This is a genomic window from Planococcus sp. 1R117A (assembly GCF_051417975.1).
In the GTDB taxonomy this organism is placed as follows: domain Bacteria; phylum Bacillota; class Bacilli; order Bacillales_A; family Planococcaceae; genus Planococcus; species Planococcus shenhongbingii.
This window is the reverse complement of the sequence record NZ_JBPRLO010000003.1, coordinates 501219-516686: the sequence shown is the minus strand read 5'-3', so window position 1 is coordinate 516686 and position 15468 is coordinate 501219. Positions and strand designations below refer to the sequence as shown.

17 protein-coding genes are annotated in these 15468 nt (G+C 41.1%); 11 read left to right on the top strand and 6 right to left on the bottom strand.

Annotated elements, in window-relative coordinates:
- Positions 1–56 precede the first annotated feature (56 nt).
- From ACSFXN_RS12315 to pepF, 5 genes are all read left to right on the top strand, one after another.
- Positions 57–1271: a putative glycoside hydrolase gene (locus ACSFXN_RS12315; RefSeq protein WP_437150405.1), complete on the top strand. Its 1215-nt coding sequence runs from the start codon at positions 57–59 to the stop codon at positions 1269–1271.
- A gap of 363 nt (positions 1272–1634) precedes the next feature.
- A complete protein-coding gene (gene spxA / locus ACSFXN_RS12310) occupies positions 1635–2030 on the top strand; it encodes a transcriptional regulator SpxA (RefSeq protein WP_175557103.1) in 396 nt (131 codons plus the stop codon).
- A gap of 241 nt (positions 2031–2271) precedes the next feature.
- Entirely contained in the window at positions 2272–2928 is a 657-nt protein-coding gene (gene mecA / locus ACSFXN_RS12305; protein WP_437150404.1) for an adaptor protein MecA, read from the top strand.
- A 27-nt stretch (positions 2929–2955) separates the two neighbouring features.
- On the top strand, positions 2956–4215 hold the full coding sequence (locus ACSFXN_RS12300; protein ID WP_437150403.1) for a competence protein CoiA: 1260 nt from the start codon (positions 2956–2958) through the stop codon (positions 4213–4215).
- 60 nt (positions 4216–4275) lie between these two features.
- A complete protein-coding gene (gene pepF / locus ACSFXN_RS12295) occupies positions 4276–6084 on the top strand; it encodes an oligoendopeptidase F (protein WP_437150402.1) in 1809 nt (602 codons plus the stop codon).
- Positions 6085–6624: 540 nt separating this feature from the next.
- Here the strand turns inward: pepF and ACSFXN_RS12290 are convergent.
- From ACSFXN_RS12290 to ACSFXN_RS12280, 3 genes are all read right to left on the bottom strand, one after another.
- Positions 6625–7422, bottom strand: a complete 798-nt coding sequence (locus tag ACSFXN_RS12290) for a ClpXP adapter SpxH family protein (protein ID WP_437150401.1) — start codon at positions 7420–7422, stop codon at positions 6625–6627.
- Complete coding sequence (locus ACSFXN_RS12285; RefSeq protein ID WP_300989791.1) at positions 7419–7817, bottom strand: globin; 399 nt, start codon at positions 7815–7817, stop codon at positions 7419–7421. Before ACSFXN_RS12285 ends, ACSFXN_RS12290 begins: the two co-directional genes overlap by 4 nt.
- 122 nt (positions 7818–7939) lie before the next feature.
- Complete coding sequence (locus tag ACSFXN_RS12280) at positions 7940–8521, bottom strand: CYTH domain-containing protein (protein WP_437150400.1); 582 nt, start codon at positions 8519–8521, stop codon at positions 7940–7942.
- A gap of 111 nt (positions 8522–8632) precedes the next feature.
- On the opposite strand from ACSFXN_RS12280, the gene ACSFXN_RS12275 reads away from it, so the two are divergent.
- The 4 genes from ACSFXN_RS12275 to ACSFXN_RS12260 are packed head-to-tail and all read left to right on the top strand — an operon-like array spanning position 8633 to position 11417.
- Entirely contained in the window at positions 8633–9022 is a 390-nt protein-coding gene (locus ACSFXN_RS12275) for a hypothetical protein (protein ID WP_437150399.1), read from the top strand.
- A gap of 21 nt (positions 9023–9043) precedes the next feature.
- Positions 9044–9721 carry a GTP pyrophosphokinase gene (locus ACSFXN_RS12270; RefSeq protein WP_300989788.1) on the top strand — a complete coding sequence of 226 codons (678 nt, stop codon included), beginning with the start codon at positions 9044–9046 and terminating at the stop codon, positions 9719–9721.
- Positions 9718–10518, top strand: coding sequence for an NAD kinase (locus ACSFXN_RS12265; RefSeq protein WP_437150398.1), 801 nt, complete (start codon positions 9718–9720; stop codon positions 10516–10518). Before ACSFXN_RS12270 ends, ACSFXN_RS12265 begins: the two co-directional genes overlap by 4 nt.
- A 2-nt stretch (positions 10519–10520) precedes the next feature.
- Entirely contained in the window at positions 10521–11417 is an 897-nt protein-coding gene (locus ACSFXN_RS12260; RefSeq protein ID WP_437150397.1) for an RluA family pseudouridine synthase, read from the top strand.
- Here ACSFXN_RS12260 and prpE read toward each other — a convergent pair.
- Positions 11402–12139, bottom strand: coding sequence for a bis(5'-nucleosyl)-tetraphosphatase PrpE (gene prpE / locus ACSFXN_RS12255; RefSeq protein WP_437150396.1), 738 nt, complete (start codon positions 12137–12139; stop codon positions 11402–11404). The genes ACSFXN_RS12260 and prpE overlap by 16 nt on opposite strands.
- A gap of 94 nt (positions 12140–12233) precedes the next feature.
- On the opposite strand from prpE, the gene mgtE reads away from it, so the two are divergent.
- Both mgtE and fabI read left to right on the top strand, forming a co-directional pair.
- Positions 12234–13604: a magnesium transporter gene (gene mgtE, locus ACSFXN_RS12250; RefSeq protein WP_300989784.1), complete on the top strand. Its 1371-nt coding sequence runs from the start codon at positions 12234–12236 to the stop codon at positions 13602–13604.
- Between the two features lie 81 nt (positions 13605–13685).
- Positions 13686–14456, top strand: coding sequence for an enoyl-ACP reductase FabI (gene fabI, locus ACSFXN_RS12245; protein WP_437150395.1), 771 nt, complete (start codon positions 13686–13688; stop codon positions 14454–14456).
- 47 nt (positions 14457–14503) lie between these two features.
- On the opposite strand, the gene ACSFXN_RS12240 is transcribed toward fabI, so the two are convergent.
- Together ACSFXN_RS12240 and ACSFXN_RS12235 are read right to left on the bottom strand one after the other, a co-directional pair.
- Positions 14504–14935: a GNAT family N-acetyltransferase gene (locus ACSFXN_RS12240; RefSeq protein WP_437150394.1), complete on the bottom strand. Its 432-nt coding sequence runs from the start codon at positions 14933–14935 to the stop codon at positions 14504–14506.
- Complete coding sequence (locus ACSFXN_RS12235) at positions 14936–15454, bottom strand: YjcG family protein (RefSeq protein ID WP_300989781.1); 519 nt, start codon at positions 15452–15454, stop codon at positions 14936–14938.
- Positions 15455–15468 lie beyond the last annotated feature (14 nt).

Below are 15468 nucleotides of genomic sequence, written 5' to 3'. Positions count from 1 at the left end.
AATTTTGAGAAAAATGTTAAAATAAAGAAAGATGAGAAAGGGAGGTGTGTGGCTGAATGAAAATGAAACAATGGACGGCAATATGTGCATTATTGCTAAGCACATTAGCAGCAACACCAGTTTTAGCTTCGGAAGACGAATCACTGGCACCCGATTTTGCTTCACGTACATACAATGCAATTGGCATTGATACGGAAATGCTTACCGCTTCAAAACTTTTCGCTTTCGATTCAGGTCTGGCATTTGAATATCCGGATGCAGTCAGAGGGATTTTTGTGACAGCGCATTCAGCAGGTGGTGACCGTTTTGAGAAATTGGTGAATATGGTTGATACAACTGATTTGAATGCTATGGTAATTGATATTAAGGAAGACTTCGGCTATTTGACTTATATGCCACAAGAAGGCACTCCTTTAGCTGCATTAGGGATAGGGCAGCCGTATATTAAAGATCCAAGGGCAGTGCTTGAAAGACTGGAAGAAAAACAAATATATCCAATAGCCCGAGTCGTCGTTTTTAAAGACTCTGTTTTAGCAAATAAACGGCCAGAGTTATCATTTGTAGACGGAGATCAAGTTTGGAAAAATGGCCGTGGCGAATCTTTCGTTAATCCATTCTTAAAAGAAGTTTGGGACCATAATGTCCAAATTGCAATTGAAGCAGCCAAATTGGGATTTAAAGAAATTCAATTTGACTATGTACGGTTCCCTGAAGGATTTGAAAATAGGGCCGATACACTGAAATACTCGATGGGCGAATATGCTGATTCCGACCTTGACCCAGTGCAAAGAAGAGTTGAAGCGGTGACAGACTTTGTAGCCTATGCGAGGGAGCAATTAAAGCCCTATGGAGTCCAAGTATCTGTTGATATTTTTGGATATGCAGCAACATTGCCGGAAGCGCCTGGCATTGGACAGAACTTCTCTAAAATTTCCGAAAATGTTGATGTGATTTCTTCAATGATTTATCCAAGTCATTGGACTTCTTATTTTGGCATAGCGAAACCTGACTTGGAACCTTATAAACTGGTAACAGAGTACGCCAAAGTGGAAAATAATAAATTAGCAGAACTTAAAAGCCCGCCAGTTTCACGGCCATGGCTGCAAGACTTTACAGCCTCTTACCTGGGAGCAGGGAACTATCAGAAGTATGGCAAAGATGAAGTTGAGGCACAGATTAAAGCTTTGAATGAAAATGGAATCGATGAATTCTTATTATGGAACGCCGGAAACACTTACTCACCCGGAGTAGACTACACACCTATAGAATAATGAAAAACCCCCATCTAAGGATGGGGGTTTTTCTGCAACTATTTCGGTTTTTAAACGTATTATATAATGTAAAGAAGAAAAATGATTTTCAAAAAGAAATTGTAATTGAGAATAAAAAAGTTTGTGAAGAGGGTTTAAAAGCCTTGTATAGGGGTAAAAATAATTATACAAAAAAATAAAAGCGCCATAGGATTTTATAGCTAAAATGTGACAATTATGAAGCTTTTATTATAAATTTCAGCAGAAACTATATTCAACTGAAAGCTAATATTGTATAATGAATGTAAAGCTTCTACATTATAGTGATTCTAATTTGATAATTACTTGAAGTAACCCGAATCCGAAAGGAAGTGCTCTACTATGATGGTAACATTATTTACTTCTCCAAGCTGCACCTCTTGCCGCAAAGCAAAAGCGTGGTTGGAAGAACATGAAATTCCATATACAGAACGCAATATTTTCTCTGAGCCTTTAACAATCAGTGAGATTAAAGAAATCTTGCGAATGACAGAAGATGGCACAGATGAAATTATTTCAACTCGTTCGAAAATTTTCCAAAAATTAAATGTTGATGTAGAAAGCTTACCTCTACAGCGCCTATATGAATTAATTCAAGAATATCCTGGTTTGCTTCGCCGTCCGATTATTATGGATGAAAAACGCTTACAGGTTGGATATAATGAAGACGAAATCCGTCGCTTCCTTCCTCGCAAAGTTCGAGCATATCAGTTGCTTGAAGCACAGCGTATGGTGAACTAAAAAAGGTTTTAAGCTGTCCGGTCTTTATGACAATTCATAATGGATCTTGGGCAGCTTTTCTATATTCTTAAATAGTTGCATAAATCAGTATAATGCACTAAACTCTAAGGTACTTGATGCTGATGCAGGCGTTAGGCATATACTTTCTCATCCATTGTGAAACAGGATATAATTAAGGCAGTACCACAGCACGGTATAGAAGGACGATCCTCTTAGTCCATTTCGAAAGGAGAGGTGTAAAATGGAGATAGAAAGAATCAATGATAATACAGTTAAATTTTACATTTCCTATCTCGATGTTGAAGAACGTGGCTTTAGCCGTGATGAAATTTGGTTTAACAGAGACAAAAGTGAAGAGCTTTTTTGGGAAATGATGGATGAAGTTAACGAAGAAGCCGATTTTGTCATGGAAGGGCCGCTTTGGATCCAAGTCCAGGCAATGGATAAAGGACTCGAAGTGACAGTTACTCGTGCTCAACTTACAAAAGATGGGCAAAAAATTGATTTGCCTGATGATATAGAAGAACGCCGTAAAATGTTTGGCAGTGATGATTCAACTGCTACGGAGTTTGATGAATTCGAACCGATTTTTGATGAGCCGGATTTGAAGAAATTAGAGTATACTTTCGTTTTCTCTGAAGTTGATGAATTGCTTCCTATAGCTCGCCGTTTAATGTACGTGCCTATTGAATCGGCGCTTTACCATTTTGAAAACAAATATTATCTATATGTTAGCTTTGATGAAATTTTACACTCGGAAAGCGATGTAAAAGACAATATCAGTATCTTTACAGAATACTTGCAGATTTCACCAATTACGATTCATCGTCTGGAAGAGTACGGCAAACAAATATTTAAAGAAGATGCATTATCAAATGTATTACATTATTTCGGTTAAGGCCTCCATGTCGGAGGTCTTTTTTGTATGGTTTTTTATCTGTTTCCCCAACTTTTCATGAGTTGCAGTGATGCTGCAGATCAGCTATACCCACGGCTTCAAAATGATTTCTGCAGTGTTTCTTATGGGGGTTTGAATAATTTGAATATTCTATTGATTAAGCCACGAATCTTTCCTACAATCAACAAAAGGAGAGTGAATGCTATATTAGTAGCCAAAGCATCAGATGGCCGTTTATTTTATTTGAATCCACTTATTAGCCGTCAAGAACTGCTTGTATTGAGAGGGAAAGAGCAATTTTTTTGTCCCAGTTGCAGTGAGCAATTGCTGCTAAAAGTCGGCAATATTAAAATCCCCCATTTTGCCCATCGATCCCTTTCTGAATGTTCTTCATTCAGTGAACCCGAATCCCCCATGCATTTACACGGCAAATACATGCTCCATCAATTTTTCTCACAGAAAAACCACCATACGGAACTCGAAAAATATCTTCCTGAAATCAAACAGCGCGCCGATTTGCTGATAGATCATAACCTGGCAATTGAGTTTCAATGCAGCCCGATTCCGGTGCAGCAAATTGAGCTGCGGTCGGCAGGATATAAATCTTTGGGAATTATGCCTTTATGGCTTTTCTCTGTAAAAAATCCACTTCATGAAGGCATTCAAATAATCAAATTCAAGTCTTTTGAGCAAGCAATGCTTCAACGCAATAAGAACAATCGATTTGTTATTGCGTTTAATCCGGCAAACAATCGATTTTATTATTATTCCAGTTTGTTTTACAGCAGCGGAAACCGATGGATTGCCAAAGTAAAATCATTGCCGGCAGAAAAACAGACCTTTCCTTTTGCTATTGCGAAAAGATTAACCAAAGCAGAGTTTTTCAACATCTATTTATTGGCTTTTGAAGAGAAGCAGCGCTTTGTCCGTAATCAGCAATTTGCCAAAAATCGATTCCGAAATCCTTTCTGGCGTTTGTCTTATGAACTTCAACTGGACGCTAATGCTCTGCCTTTGACTTTAGGGATTCCTTTAATAGGAAATCATCTTATAGAAATGCCTGCTGTACTTTGGCAGATGCAAGCGTTACAGGCAGCTGGAAAGGGTATAACAATGAAAGAGCTGCTCAATTCAAATCGAATAAAGATGTCAGATGAAGCAATATTTAAAGATGCACTGGAGCTACTCGAACAATATTTGAAGATTGATTCCTGCATGAAAAAACAAGAAGACAGTGAAGAGGTTCTTTTAGAGCTTTTGTATGATAGCTATTGCAAAAGCGTATGAAAATTGAGAAAATAAAACGTAGTTCGACTCCCGAAAGAGTAGGGCAAAGGAGGAAATACATTGGCAGATAAATTATTATTAAGAGAAGAAATTCCTACAGAAATGACATGGAAACTGGAAGAAATATTTGCATCTAATGAAGTTTGGGAGCAGGAGTTTACAAAAGTAACAGAGTTGGCGGAGAAAGCCGGTTCTTATCAAGGCAAACTTCAAGAAAGTGCAGATGCGCTTTACGGGGTGCTGGTCTATAAAGATGAATTATTGCAGCGACTGCAGAAACTATATACGTATTCACACATGCGCTATGACCAAGACACCACTAACTCTACTTATCAGGCAATGGATAGCCGGATGAAGTCGCTATATGCGAAAGTGTCGACGGGCTTGTCTTTTCTAACACCTGAAATTCTCAGTTTGGAAGAACCCATGCTTAATAGCTATATCGAAGAGCATGAAGGATTGCAGCTTTATAAGCATGCATTGGAAGAGTTGAATAGCGTCCGCCCGCACGTTCTGCCAACAGAACAGGAAGCATTGCTAGCGCAGTTGTCTGAAGTTGTCAGTTCTTCTTCTGATACGTTCGGCATGCTGAATAACGCCGATTTGGAGTTTCCGGAAATCAAAAACGAAGACGGTGAAATGGTTCAGATTACGCACGGCAACTACAGCCGTTTTCTTGAAAGCACAGACCGTCGTGTAAGGGAAGATGCATTCAAAGCGGTATATGCCACTTATGGGAAGTTCCGCAATACGTTCGCTTCAACTTTATCCGGAAATATAAAACGCGATAATGTCAATGCCCGAATCCGAAAATACGAATCGGCACGGCAGGCAGCCTTGTCGGATGACCATATTCCAGAAAGTGTTTACGATAACTTAGTGGAAACAGTAAACAATAACCTTCACTTGCTTCACCGCTATGCTGCGCTCCGCAAAGAAGTGCTCGGACTGGATCAAGTCCATATGTGGGATATGTACACACCACTGGTAAAAGAAGTAAAGATGGAAATCCCTTACGAAAAAGCGACAGAAACGATGCTCTCCGGCCTCGGAGCTTTAGGAGAGGAATATGTAGGGATTGTTGAACAAGGCATCGCCAACCGATGGGTGGATGTCAAAGAGAACAAAGGCAAGCGCAGTGGAGCTTACTCTTCGGGAGCATACGGCACAAATCCATATATTCTAATGAATTGGCAGGATAACGTTGACAATTTATTTACATTAGCGCATGAGTTTGGCCATAGCGTCCACAGTTATTACACTCGATCTTCTCAACCTTATGTTTACGGAGATTATTCAATTTTTGTGGCTGAAGTGGCTTCGACGACAAATGAAGCATTGCTGAATGAATATATGGTGAAGACGACAGAAGACGACCAGGAACGCATTTACTTATTGAACCATTGGCTGGACGGTTTCCGGGGAACAGTTTTCCGCCAGACGATGTTTGCTGAGTTCGAACATTTGATCCATCAAATGGATCAAAATGGAGAAGCGCTGACTGCGGATCGCTTAACCGAAGTGTATTATGAATTGAATAAAAAATATTTCGGCGAAGAGGTAGCAGTAGATGAAGAAATTGGAATGGAATGGGCTCGGATTCCACACTTCTACTATAATTATTATGTGTTCCAATATGCAACGGGCTTAAGTGCGGCAACTGCTTTAAGCAAAGGGATTTTAGAAGAAGGGCAGTCTGCTGTTGACCGTTACATCAATGAATTCCTGAAAGCGGGAAGCTCTGATTATCCAATTGAAGTGCTTAAGAAAGCAGGTGTGGATATGACTTCTCCCGAACCTGTAGCAGAAGCATGCAAAGTATTTGGAGAGAAATTAAATGAATTGGAAACACTGCTTTTGAAGAAATAAACTATAAAGAAGAAGCTGCTTTATTGCATAGTAGCTTCTTCTTTATTTTATTAATATAGTAAACAATGGTGGATTTGGGTTTAATCGCTTTGCTAATATGACAAATTTGTGAAACTCTTTGTGAATTATTGCATTAACTATTATTTCGTGATAAAGTTAGGTTGTGAAATAAATCACATACAAACATACACCCCTTTGTTTGAGCGTGAACATTTCTCCCATCCCCTTTGTGTAATATGGAAAGGCGCCTTCCGGACGTGGAAGGCGCCTTTCGCTGTTTTATAAAGAAAAGCGGAAATGGCCGTTAAGGTTCGACAGGCATAAGGCGAACCAGAGAAGTGGCGCTCTTTGCCACGCAGCTGGGTTGACTTATGACCCGAGAATCTGGCCATTGCAGCTGGACAAAGAAAAGCGGAAGCGCCTGTTCAGCTCCGACGGGCGTAGGACGCTGCAGCCAGACAAAGAAAAGCGCAGTCGCCGCTAATAAGAAAAGTGAATTTATAACTATATAAAAAAACAGCCTTTCGCGTTAGCGAAAGGCTATTTTAAAGTCCATAAAGTTTGATCAGGCAAATTGATGCGTTCCAGTTTTTGCTGAAGCACTTGCTTTTTCAATTCACGCTCGGCTGTTTGGTCAGAAATATTATATATAGAGGCAATTTCTCTGGTTGCCAGAGTAGAATATTTTAAGAATAATTCATTCAATGATGGTGGCGATTGGCGATTTAACCGCTCTTCTCCCAGCATTTCCTGCAAAATTGTTTCGTATACATCATAAGAATATAGTCCTGATACTTTAACGCCTTCATCTTCTATGCATTCATTGAAAAATACAATGCTCGGCACTTCGTCAATTTCCATTTCACGGGTGATATGCAAATCACATTGGAAAGCTTTTGCGGTATGAACAGAATGAAAATCCCGTTGGAATTCTTCGTGATCCAATTCGGATTCTTCTGCTATTTCTAAGAGAATGCTATAAGAAGAAACGTCTTTGGTCCTAAGCATCAGGTATTCTTGCATTTTATGCAGGAAACGATTGCCTGCACGCTTTCCTTGCAGTTCAGCTGCTTTGACGGCGACTGATGCAAGAACAGGATGCGAAAGGCTATTGGTATCAATGTTGACTGTCTTGCTTATTTTGTTTAAATTGTACAATTTAGTGCTTAACACAAAACGCATGGAAAAATAATGTCCGTATTCGATTTGAAGCTTGCGAATAATTCCTTGCAGTTCCCAGCATTCTGGATTTAAAGGGTCAAAAAAAACATACAGTTCCATTGGCTTCAGTGTTTTTTCAGGCATTTCTGTCTCTTGAGCCAGGTCCAGATTGTTCATTCTAACTCCTCCTCGCTATCTTGCTCATTTACCATATGATGAGCCGTCAAAACAAGCCGTTGGAAAAAGACTTCTCGGAATTTCCCTTCCAATCCAACCTCATCCATTGCTTCACTCATGCATTCCAGCCAAGCTTGTGCACGATCAGGGGTTATTGGAAAAGGATGATGCCGTGCTCTAAGCCGTGGATGTCCATGTTCTTCAGAATATATATTGGGTCCACCTAAATATTGAGTCATAAATTGTTTTTGCTTTCTAGCGGTTTCAGTCAGATCCTCAGGGAATATAGGCTGCAGCTTTGGATGCTTGGCCACTCGTGCGTAAAATGCATCGATTAACTGTGACAAGCGTTCCGCACCAATTTCTTCGTACGGAATTATTGGTTTTCCAGTCATTATTGTGTCTCCTTTGCTATAGCTGTAAATTCATTTTAACAACGGAGCAAGAATTTCTCAAACAAATCGACTGAATGGCATGGTAAAGAAAGAAATTACATCTAAAGAAGTTACCTTTTTCATTAGATTCCAGATTTAGCCGCTTTCATAAATCGGGCTATTTTTTTATCCGCCGGACGGACCGGAATTTTCTGAAGCTGCAAGAATTCTAAAAATTGCTGTTGCCCTAGTTTAGCATCTTGCACTTCAAATTCCACTTCATAGTCTGCGGTATTCTGATATTCTGAGTGATCAAGAACCAACAAGCCGTCTTTATAGTCGAGTTCAATCCTGTGAGTCGTTAATTTACCGATCATTTTTAACTGAGACGGCTCTACTTGCAATTCCTGAAGAGCGGCATATACTTCAGCAGCTTCGAATGACTGACTACTTATTATAGCTCCAGCTTGCAATGCGTTTAACGGATCGGTAATTTCGAAATTCCCTTCAGGAGCCGGAATTTTTAATGTGCATTCAAAACTTTTTAGCTTTTTTCTTATGCGAAGAGCGCATTTAGCTTCTTTCAGTTTAAAATCCGCTGTGTCAAAATAATAATTTTCCTGGGTTTTTGCGTCATCCGGATTTAAATGGAAATGCAGGAGAAGTTGTTTATATTCTTCTCGGGTCAGCATGTTTTTAAATTCAATTTCAAGTTCTTTTGTCATGAAAACACCTCTCTATTATTTTTATTATCGGATAATCTTCAGCAAACTGCAACGAATGGCAGAGCTGTGTTAAAATATGGCTATATAACAGGCAGAAGGGAAGTACTTTTAATGCGTAAATTAGTCGAAGTTAAAGAAGGATTGATTACAGAAAAACATGTTCAATTCAAAATTGAGGCCATTGAGCCGTTTGAAGCGGTGGAAGCCGCTGGGAAAATGATCACGGACAGTGATGAATGTGCTTTTGTCTATTTAGTGGATACTGGAACTGAATATATTTATGTTCAATTTAAAGAACATACTTGGGCAAGTTTAGCGAATGCCTTGCAAAGAACGGATGTTCCATTGCTCCAATGGGGAGAACAAATTATGCCGCTGGATGCCTTTCACGAGGAATTGTGGATGCTGATAGAGAATATAGAAGGTAACGATAATTACGGATCAGAGTTCCGCATGGCCGTAGAAGAAGCTTTTCATGAGGCACTTGCTTCACGAGCGTAAGAGAAGTAAGGGGGACACGATATGGGTCAATGGGATCGCTTTCTAGCGCCTTATAAGCAAGCAGTAGATGAACTGAAAATTAAATTTAAAGGAATGCGTCAGCAGTTTGAAACAGATAATTCAAATTCTCCGATTGAGTTTGTGACCGGAAGAGTGAAACCTTTAGCAAGCATCTATGATAAAACACTTGAAAAAGGAATTCCGTTCGAGCCTTCAGACGAACTTGCCCATCAGCTCCAGGATATTGCAGGTCTTCGTATGATGTGCCAATTTGTTGGAGACATTGAAACCGTTGTAGCGCTGCTCCGGCAGCGCAATGATTTGCGGATTGTCGAAGAGAAAGATTATATTTCTCATGAAAAGCAAAGCGGTTACCGATCATACCATGTGATCGTTGAATATCCCGTGCAAACGATTAAAGGAGAAAAGCTGATACTGGCAGAAATTCAAATCCGCACCTTGGCCATGAACTTCTGGGCATCAATTGAACATTCACTTAACTATAAATATAAAGGGGTTTTCCCGGCAGAAATAAAAAAGCGGCTTCAACGGGCCGCGGAGGCTGCTTTTCAGCTTGATGAGGAAATGTCGCAAATAAGGGATGAAATTCAAGAAGCTCAAGCTTACTTCAGTGAATTTAAAGAGTCGCCAAGTACGCATTTTCCAAATGAACGGGAAGGGGGCACAACGCCGCGATGAAATTTTTTATACAATCCAGAAGTGATGAACTTTCAAATGAATTAATGGGTACCGCGCGTGATTATTTGCAGGATTTTGGCTTAGAATGGGACGAACAGTCACCCGATGTCGTATTGTCCATTGGTGGAGATGGCACTTTTCTTCACGCATTCCATAAGTATCGGGACCAGTTGTCATCCGTTGCTTTTGTAGGGATCCATACTGGCCACCTCGGATTTTATGCAGATTGGAAACCGATTGAAATTGAAAAACTGGTGCTTTCCATTGCGAAAAAAGAATACGAGGTAATTGAGTATCCTTTACTGGAGACAAGCATACATTACCGGAATAAAGAAGTTCCTGCAGTTTATTTGGCATTGAATGAGTCAACAGTTAAATCGCCTGATGTCACACTTGTCATGGATGTATTTTTAAATGAAAGCCATTTCGAAACTTTTAGAGGAGATGGTTTGTGCATGTCTACGCCATCGGGCAGCACTGCGTACAATAAAGCGCTGGGCGGAGCGATTATCCATCCGTCTTTGCAAGCTATGCAACTGACAGAGATGGCCTCAATCAATAACCGGGTTTTCCGGACTGTCGGTTCACCACTTGTCCTGCCATCGCATCACCGGTGTGCTCTTCGTCCAGTGAAAGCCGTAGACTTTATGGTCACTGTCGATCACTTGCAGCTGCTCCACAAAGATGTAAAATCGATTGAGTATAGAGTGGCAAAAGAAAAAGTTCGTTTTGCCCGGTTTCGGAACCATCCTTTTTGGAAAAGGGTCCATGATTCTTTCATCGATAGTGAGGTTTAAATGTGAAACAATTCAAGCCATTTCAGTTAACGTATAGCGCAAAAGAACCGGGTGTTTTACGGGAAGCTTTGACCGGCTGGGGGATTTCCAAAAGGACCTTGGCCTCTGTCAAATACAGCGGCGGCCAAATTTTAGTGAATGGCTATGAAGTAACGGTCCGGCATGTCTTGAAAAAAGATGATGCTGTGACCGTTATTTTTCCGAACGAAGAATTGGGGGAAGGGCTTACTGCGGAGACTGGGCCTTTAAATATTGTCTACGAAGATCAAGCGTTGCTGATTGTAGATAAACCTCCGCTTCAAAATACGATTCCTTCGCGTGAACACCCCAGCGGAAGCCTTGCCAATATTGTAGCGATGCACTTTAAGGAAAATGAGATCCCTGCGACACTCCATATTGCGACTCGTCTTGACCGTGATACTTCGGGACTTGTCTGCATAGCAAAAAACCGCCATATTCACCATATGCTTTCTATGCAGCAACAAGGAAAGACGATGGTACGGCGGTACGATGCATTGGTGCACGGCAAGTTTGGGGAAAAGAAATTTAAAATCACCGAGCCGATTGGCCGGAAAGACAGCAGCATCATTGAAAGAGAAGTGCGCAAAGATGGCCAATTTGCAGAAACAGAAGTTGAAGTCCTGCAGGAATTTGACGCGTTTTCCTATGTTCAGCTTCAACTGAATACAGGAAGAACCCATCAAATCCGGGTCCATCTTTCCCATATCGGCCATCCACTCTTGGGCGACGATTTGTATGGGGGAAAAAGGGACGATATTCCGCGCCAGGCTTTACACTGCAAATCACTGGAACTGATTCATCCTGTGTCAGGAGAAGAGTTGTTTTTCACTTCGCCATTGAACAAAGACATGGATGAAATGATTCATGTGAAGCGGTGAAAACGATCGGGCTGGTAAGGCTGATGGGAAGCGACCGAAACAAGCTGCTTTTCCGGAAAGCGGAATGCTGTTAGTGCTCCTCCAAATACGCAGCCTGTGTCAATATTGGCAGTTTGATGGATTAGATAGGGCTGTTCAGTAGGTGTATGTCCATAAACAATCCACTTGGAGCCATTATAGGATTTGGCCCAATTTTTTCTGATTGGCCGGCCGTCAACATCGAACCTTCCTGTAATATCGCCATATAAAACGAAAACGGCAATATTTCTGCTTAGCGGCTTGCCGATCATATCTGCTTTAATCCCAGCATGGGCAACAATCAATTCTTCTCCTAGTTCCTGGTAAATGGGAAGCTTTTCATAAAAGCGGCGGTAACGTGTTCTGAATTCCTGCTGCTCTTTTTTAGGAAGCGCTCTCCATTCAGCGATTGTCGTTTCCAGACCGTTATTCACTTGCACATTATTGCCTTTAAAATAGCGATAAAGTTTGTTGCAATGGTTTCCAGGGGAATAGAAGAGAATGCCCCGGTCCTGCATTTTGAATAATAACTGCAGCACTTCAAGTGATTTGGGGCCGCGGTCCATAGCGTCGCCAACAAAAACAAGTTGGCGCCCTTCGGGATGTATGTAGACTTCTTGCTCTTTTTTATAACCGAGTTTAGCAAGCAGTTCAAGCAACTCATCAAAACAGCCATGAATATCGCCGATGATGTCATATTTCACAAAATCACCTCTTAAATCTTGATTATCTCTATACATAGTGTAACGTATAGATTGGAATTACAAGACCTTAAAAGTTCGAAAGGAGGGAGTTTACATGATGGAAGAAAAAGTGGTGCTCGACCAAGAATTGAACGAGGAGTTATTGCTCGAATTGTTGGAACGTGGAGACGTAGAAAGTTTCCGGGAAGAATTTCTTGCACAACATCCATATGACCAAGCGACATTTTTTGCGAAAGCTGAGCATGAAATCCGCCAACAACTGTATCAGTATCTCTCTCCTAAAGAAATGGCTAATACTTTTGAAGCCATTGAATTGGATGATGATGAATACGAGGATTTATTCAGAGAAATGAATGTCCATTACGCATCTGATCTGCTTTCTGCTATGTATACAGATGATGCCGTAGACATTCTCAATAAACTGAATAAAGAGCAGGTTGCTACTTACTTAACAATCATGGACAAAGACTCTGCACGGCAAATCAAGGATTTGCTGCATTATGAAGAATACACAGCCGGCTCTATCATGACCACGGAGTTCGTATCCATTCCTGAAAACTCCACTGTCCGTTCGGCGATGAATATTCTTCGGAATGCAGCACACAATGCAGAGACTATATATTATGTTTTTGTAGTCGATGAAGATAAACGGCTTTCAGGGATTGTTACTTTACGTGATTTGATTATTTCAGATGAAGATATATTGATTAAATCGATTATGAATGAGCGAGTAGTCAGTGTATCAGTAGGGGAAGATCAGGAAGAAGTGGCACGGATAATCAAGGATTATGACTTTCTGGCAATGCCGGTGGTAGATTTTCAGAATCATTTGCTTGGTATTATTACAGTTGATGACATTATTGACGTTTTGGATGAAGAAGCATCGGATGACTACTCAAAATTGGCGGCTGTATCAGATATGGATACGTTTGACAAGGGACCGCTTACGGCAGCAAAAAAGCGGCTGCCATGGCTGATTTTACTGACATTTCTCGGTATGTTGACCGCAAATTTGATGGGGATGTTTGAAGCGACTCTTGATCAGGTTGCGCTATTAGCCGTCTTTATCCCTTTAATCGCCGGAATGGCTGGAAACAGCGGCACTCAAGCGCTCGCTGTTGCAGTCCGGGGAATTGCCACCGGCGATATCGAAGAAGAAAGCAAAATGAAATTGTTGTTCAGAGAAGCTGGCACCGGATTGATAACGGGAGTAGTGTGCGGCATTGTGGTCGTTGGGCTGGTTTATTTTTGGAAAGGAGAGCTGCTGATTGGTCTGCTCGTTGGCACAGCGGTGATGGGATCTATTTTTGTCGCCACTTTGGCAGGCTCGTTTATTCCTCTGCTGATCCATCATTTGAATATTGACCCTGCAGTAGCTTCCGGCCCTTTTATCACTACATTGAATGACATTATTTCAATCCTTATTTATCTGGGGCTTGCAACAACTTTTTTAGGTAGCCTTTAAGAAAAGTGCGAATTGCACTTTTCTTTTTTATGGAGTATTATTAGTACCAGGTAATAATAATAGGTATAGGAGGAATTTTGAATGTCAATATCTTTAGCAGGAAAAACTTACGTCATCATGGGCGTAGCCAATAAACGCAGTATTGCTTGGGGAATTGCACAATCACTGGATCAATCCGGTGCACGCTTGATTTTTACATATGCCGGCGAACGTTTTGAAAAGCCGGTACGCGATTTGGTGGCTACATTGGACGGCAACCACGAATTGATTTTGCCTTGTGATGTAACAAGCGATGAAAGCATAGAAAACTGCTTCGCGTCCATCAAAGAGGAAGTAGGCACTATCCATGGCCTTGCTCATTGCATCGCTTTTGCAAAGACAGAAGAACTGGCAGGAAACTTCTATGATACATCACGCGACGGCTTCTTACTGGCGCAAAATATCAGCTCGTATTCATTGACAGTCATAGCAAAATACGCCAAGCCTCTAATGACAGAAGGAGGAAGCATTGTCGCATTGACGTATATCGGCGGCGAGCGTGTAATGCCTAACTATAATGTCATGGGAGTGGCTAAAGCTTCACTTGAAATGTCGGTGCGCTATTTAGCGGCTGACCTCGGTAAACACGGAATCCGTGTAAATGCGATTTCCTCTGGGCCAATCCGTACATTATCAGCAAAAGGCATCAGCGGTTTCAACACGATTCTTCACGAAATTGAAGAAAAAGCACCGCTTCGCCGCAATACTACTCCAGAAGAAGTAGGAGATACGGCTGCATTCTTGTTTAGCGATATGTCCCGTGGGATTACAGGCGAGACCATCCACGTAGATAGCGGTTATCACATTCTTTAATACTAGTACCATATAAAAAAGCAGGACTCTTTGTGAGTCCTGCTTTTTTATATGATCTTTTTCTCCATTGCCCGGTGAGGTACACCGGCATCCAGGAATTCTGGAGAATTTACGGAGTAGTCCAGTTTTTCGTAGAAAGGAACAGCATAGGATTGGGCATTTAATTTTAAAGTGAATAATCCGGCTTTTTGTGCATATTGCTCCATTTCGTTCATCATCAATAGGCCGACATGTTGGCCGCGGTATTCTGGAAGAACACAGACGCGCTCAATTTTGCCTATACCCATTTCGAGTTCACGTATACGGGCGGCCGCAATGGGCTGCTCCAGTTCATAGGCGACAAAATGAACGGCTGAATCATCGAACTCATCTAATTCGATGTGCAACGGTATTCCTTGTTCTTCGACGAACACTTTTCTTCTAACATCATAAGCTTGCTCTTTTTCAATAGGTTTTTCTGCAATTTTTACTTTAATCACTTACTGGTCATCTCCTGGTAATCGGAAAGTATCGTAAACGGTCCATGAACCATCTTCTAATTGATAGAGCAAATGAATCCGGTCAATTGTTTCTTCATGGTTGATCCCGACCATTTTCAATTGCCCAAAAATATCCGCGTGTTCTGAGTCTGACATTTTTTGTGCAATCGTTACATGCGGCACATATGAATATTTCGGTTGGTTGCCATAGAAATCCTTATGCAAGTCTTCATGAAGAGACAAGATTTCAGGATTTGGCTCGATTTTGAAATAAAGTGTATTCGTTAAAGGTGAGAAAGTGCTGACGCGTGTTGCGTGAAGCTGAAACGGTTTATGGCGTTTCACAATTTCAGCCAAATTTTTTACCATGTCTTTGATCTGGGTTTCCTCAACTTCAAACGCATCTTTCAGCGTCATATGCGGTGTAATCAATTCGTAATGAGGATCATAACGTTTGCGGTATGAGTTTGCAACGTCCTGAAGTTTTTTAGATGGGAATGCAACAACACCGAATTTCATAAAAAGCCCTCCTA

Bases quoted from the DNA above. Each gene is read 5' to 3' on its own strand.
- ACSFXN_RS12315 (WP_437150405.1), top strand. From the start codon at position 57: ATGAAAATGAAACAATGGACGGCAATATGTGCATTATTGCTAAGCACA.
- spxA (WP_175557103.1), top strand. From the start codon at position 1,635: ATGGTAACATTATTTACTTCTCCAAGCTGCACCTCTTGCCGCAAAGCA.
- mecA (WP_437150404.1), top strand. From the start codon at position 2,272: ATGGAGATAGAAAGAATCAATGATAATACAGTTAAATTTTACATTTCC.
- ACSFXN_RS12300 (WP_437150403.1), top strand. From the start codon at position 2,956: ATGGTTTTTTATCTGTTTCCCCAACTTTTCATGAGTTGCAGTGATGCT.
- ACSFXN_RS12290 (WP_437150401.1), bottom strand. From the start codon at position 7,422: ATGAACAATCTGGACCTGGCTCAAGAGACAGAAATGCCTGAAAAAACA.
- ACSFXN_RS12285 (WP_300989791.1), bottom strand. From the start codon at position 7,817: ATGACTGGAAAACCAATAATTCCGTACGAAGAAATTGGTGCGGAACGC.
- ACSFXN_RS12280 (WP_437150400.1), bottom strand. From the start codon at position 8,521: ATGACAAAAGAACTTGAAATTGAATTTAAAAACATGCTGACCCGAGAA.
- ACSFXN_RS12275 (WP_437150399.1), top strand. From the start codon at position 8,633: ATGCGTAAATTAGTCGAAGTTAAAGAAGGATTGATTACAGAAAAACAT.
- ACSFXN_RS12270 (WP_300989788.1), top strand. From the start codon at position 9,044: ATGGGTCAATGGGATCGCTTTCTAGCGCCTTATAAGCAAGCAGTAGAT.
- ACSFXN_RS12265 (WP_437150398.1), top strand. From the start codon at position 9,718: ATGAAATTTTTTATACAATCCAGAAGTGATGAACTTTCAAATGAATTA.
- mgtE (WP_300989784.1), top strand. From the start codon at position 12,234: ATGATGGAAGAAAAAGTGGTGCTCGACCAAGAATTGAACGAGGAGTTA.
- fabI (WP_437150395.1), top strand. From the start codon at position 13,686: ATGTCAATATCTTTAGCAGGAAAAACTTACGTCATCATGGGCGTAGCC.
- ACSFXN_RS12235 (WP_300989781.1), bottom strand. From the start codon at position 15,454: ATGAAATTCGGTGTTGTTGCATTCCCATCTAAAAAACTTCAGGACGTT.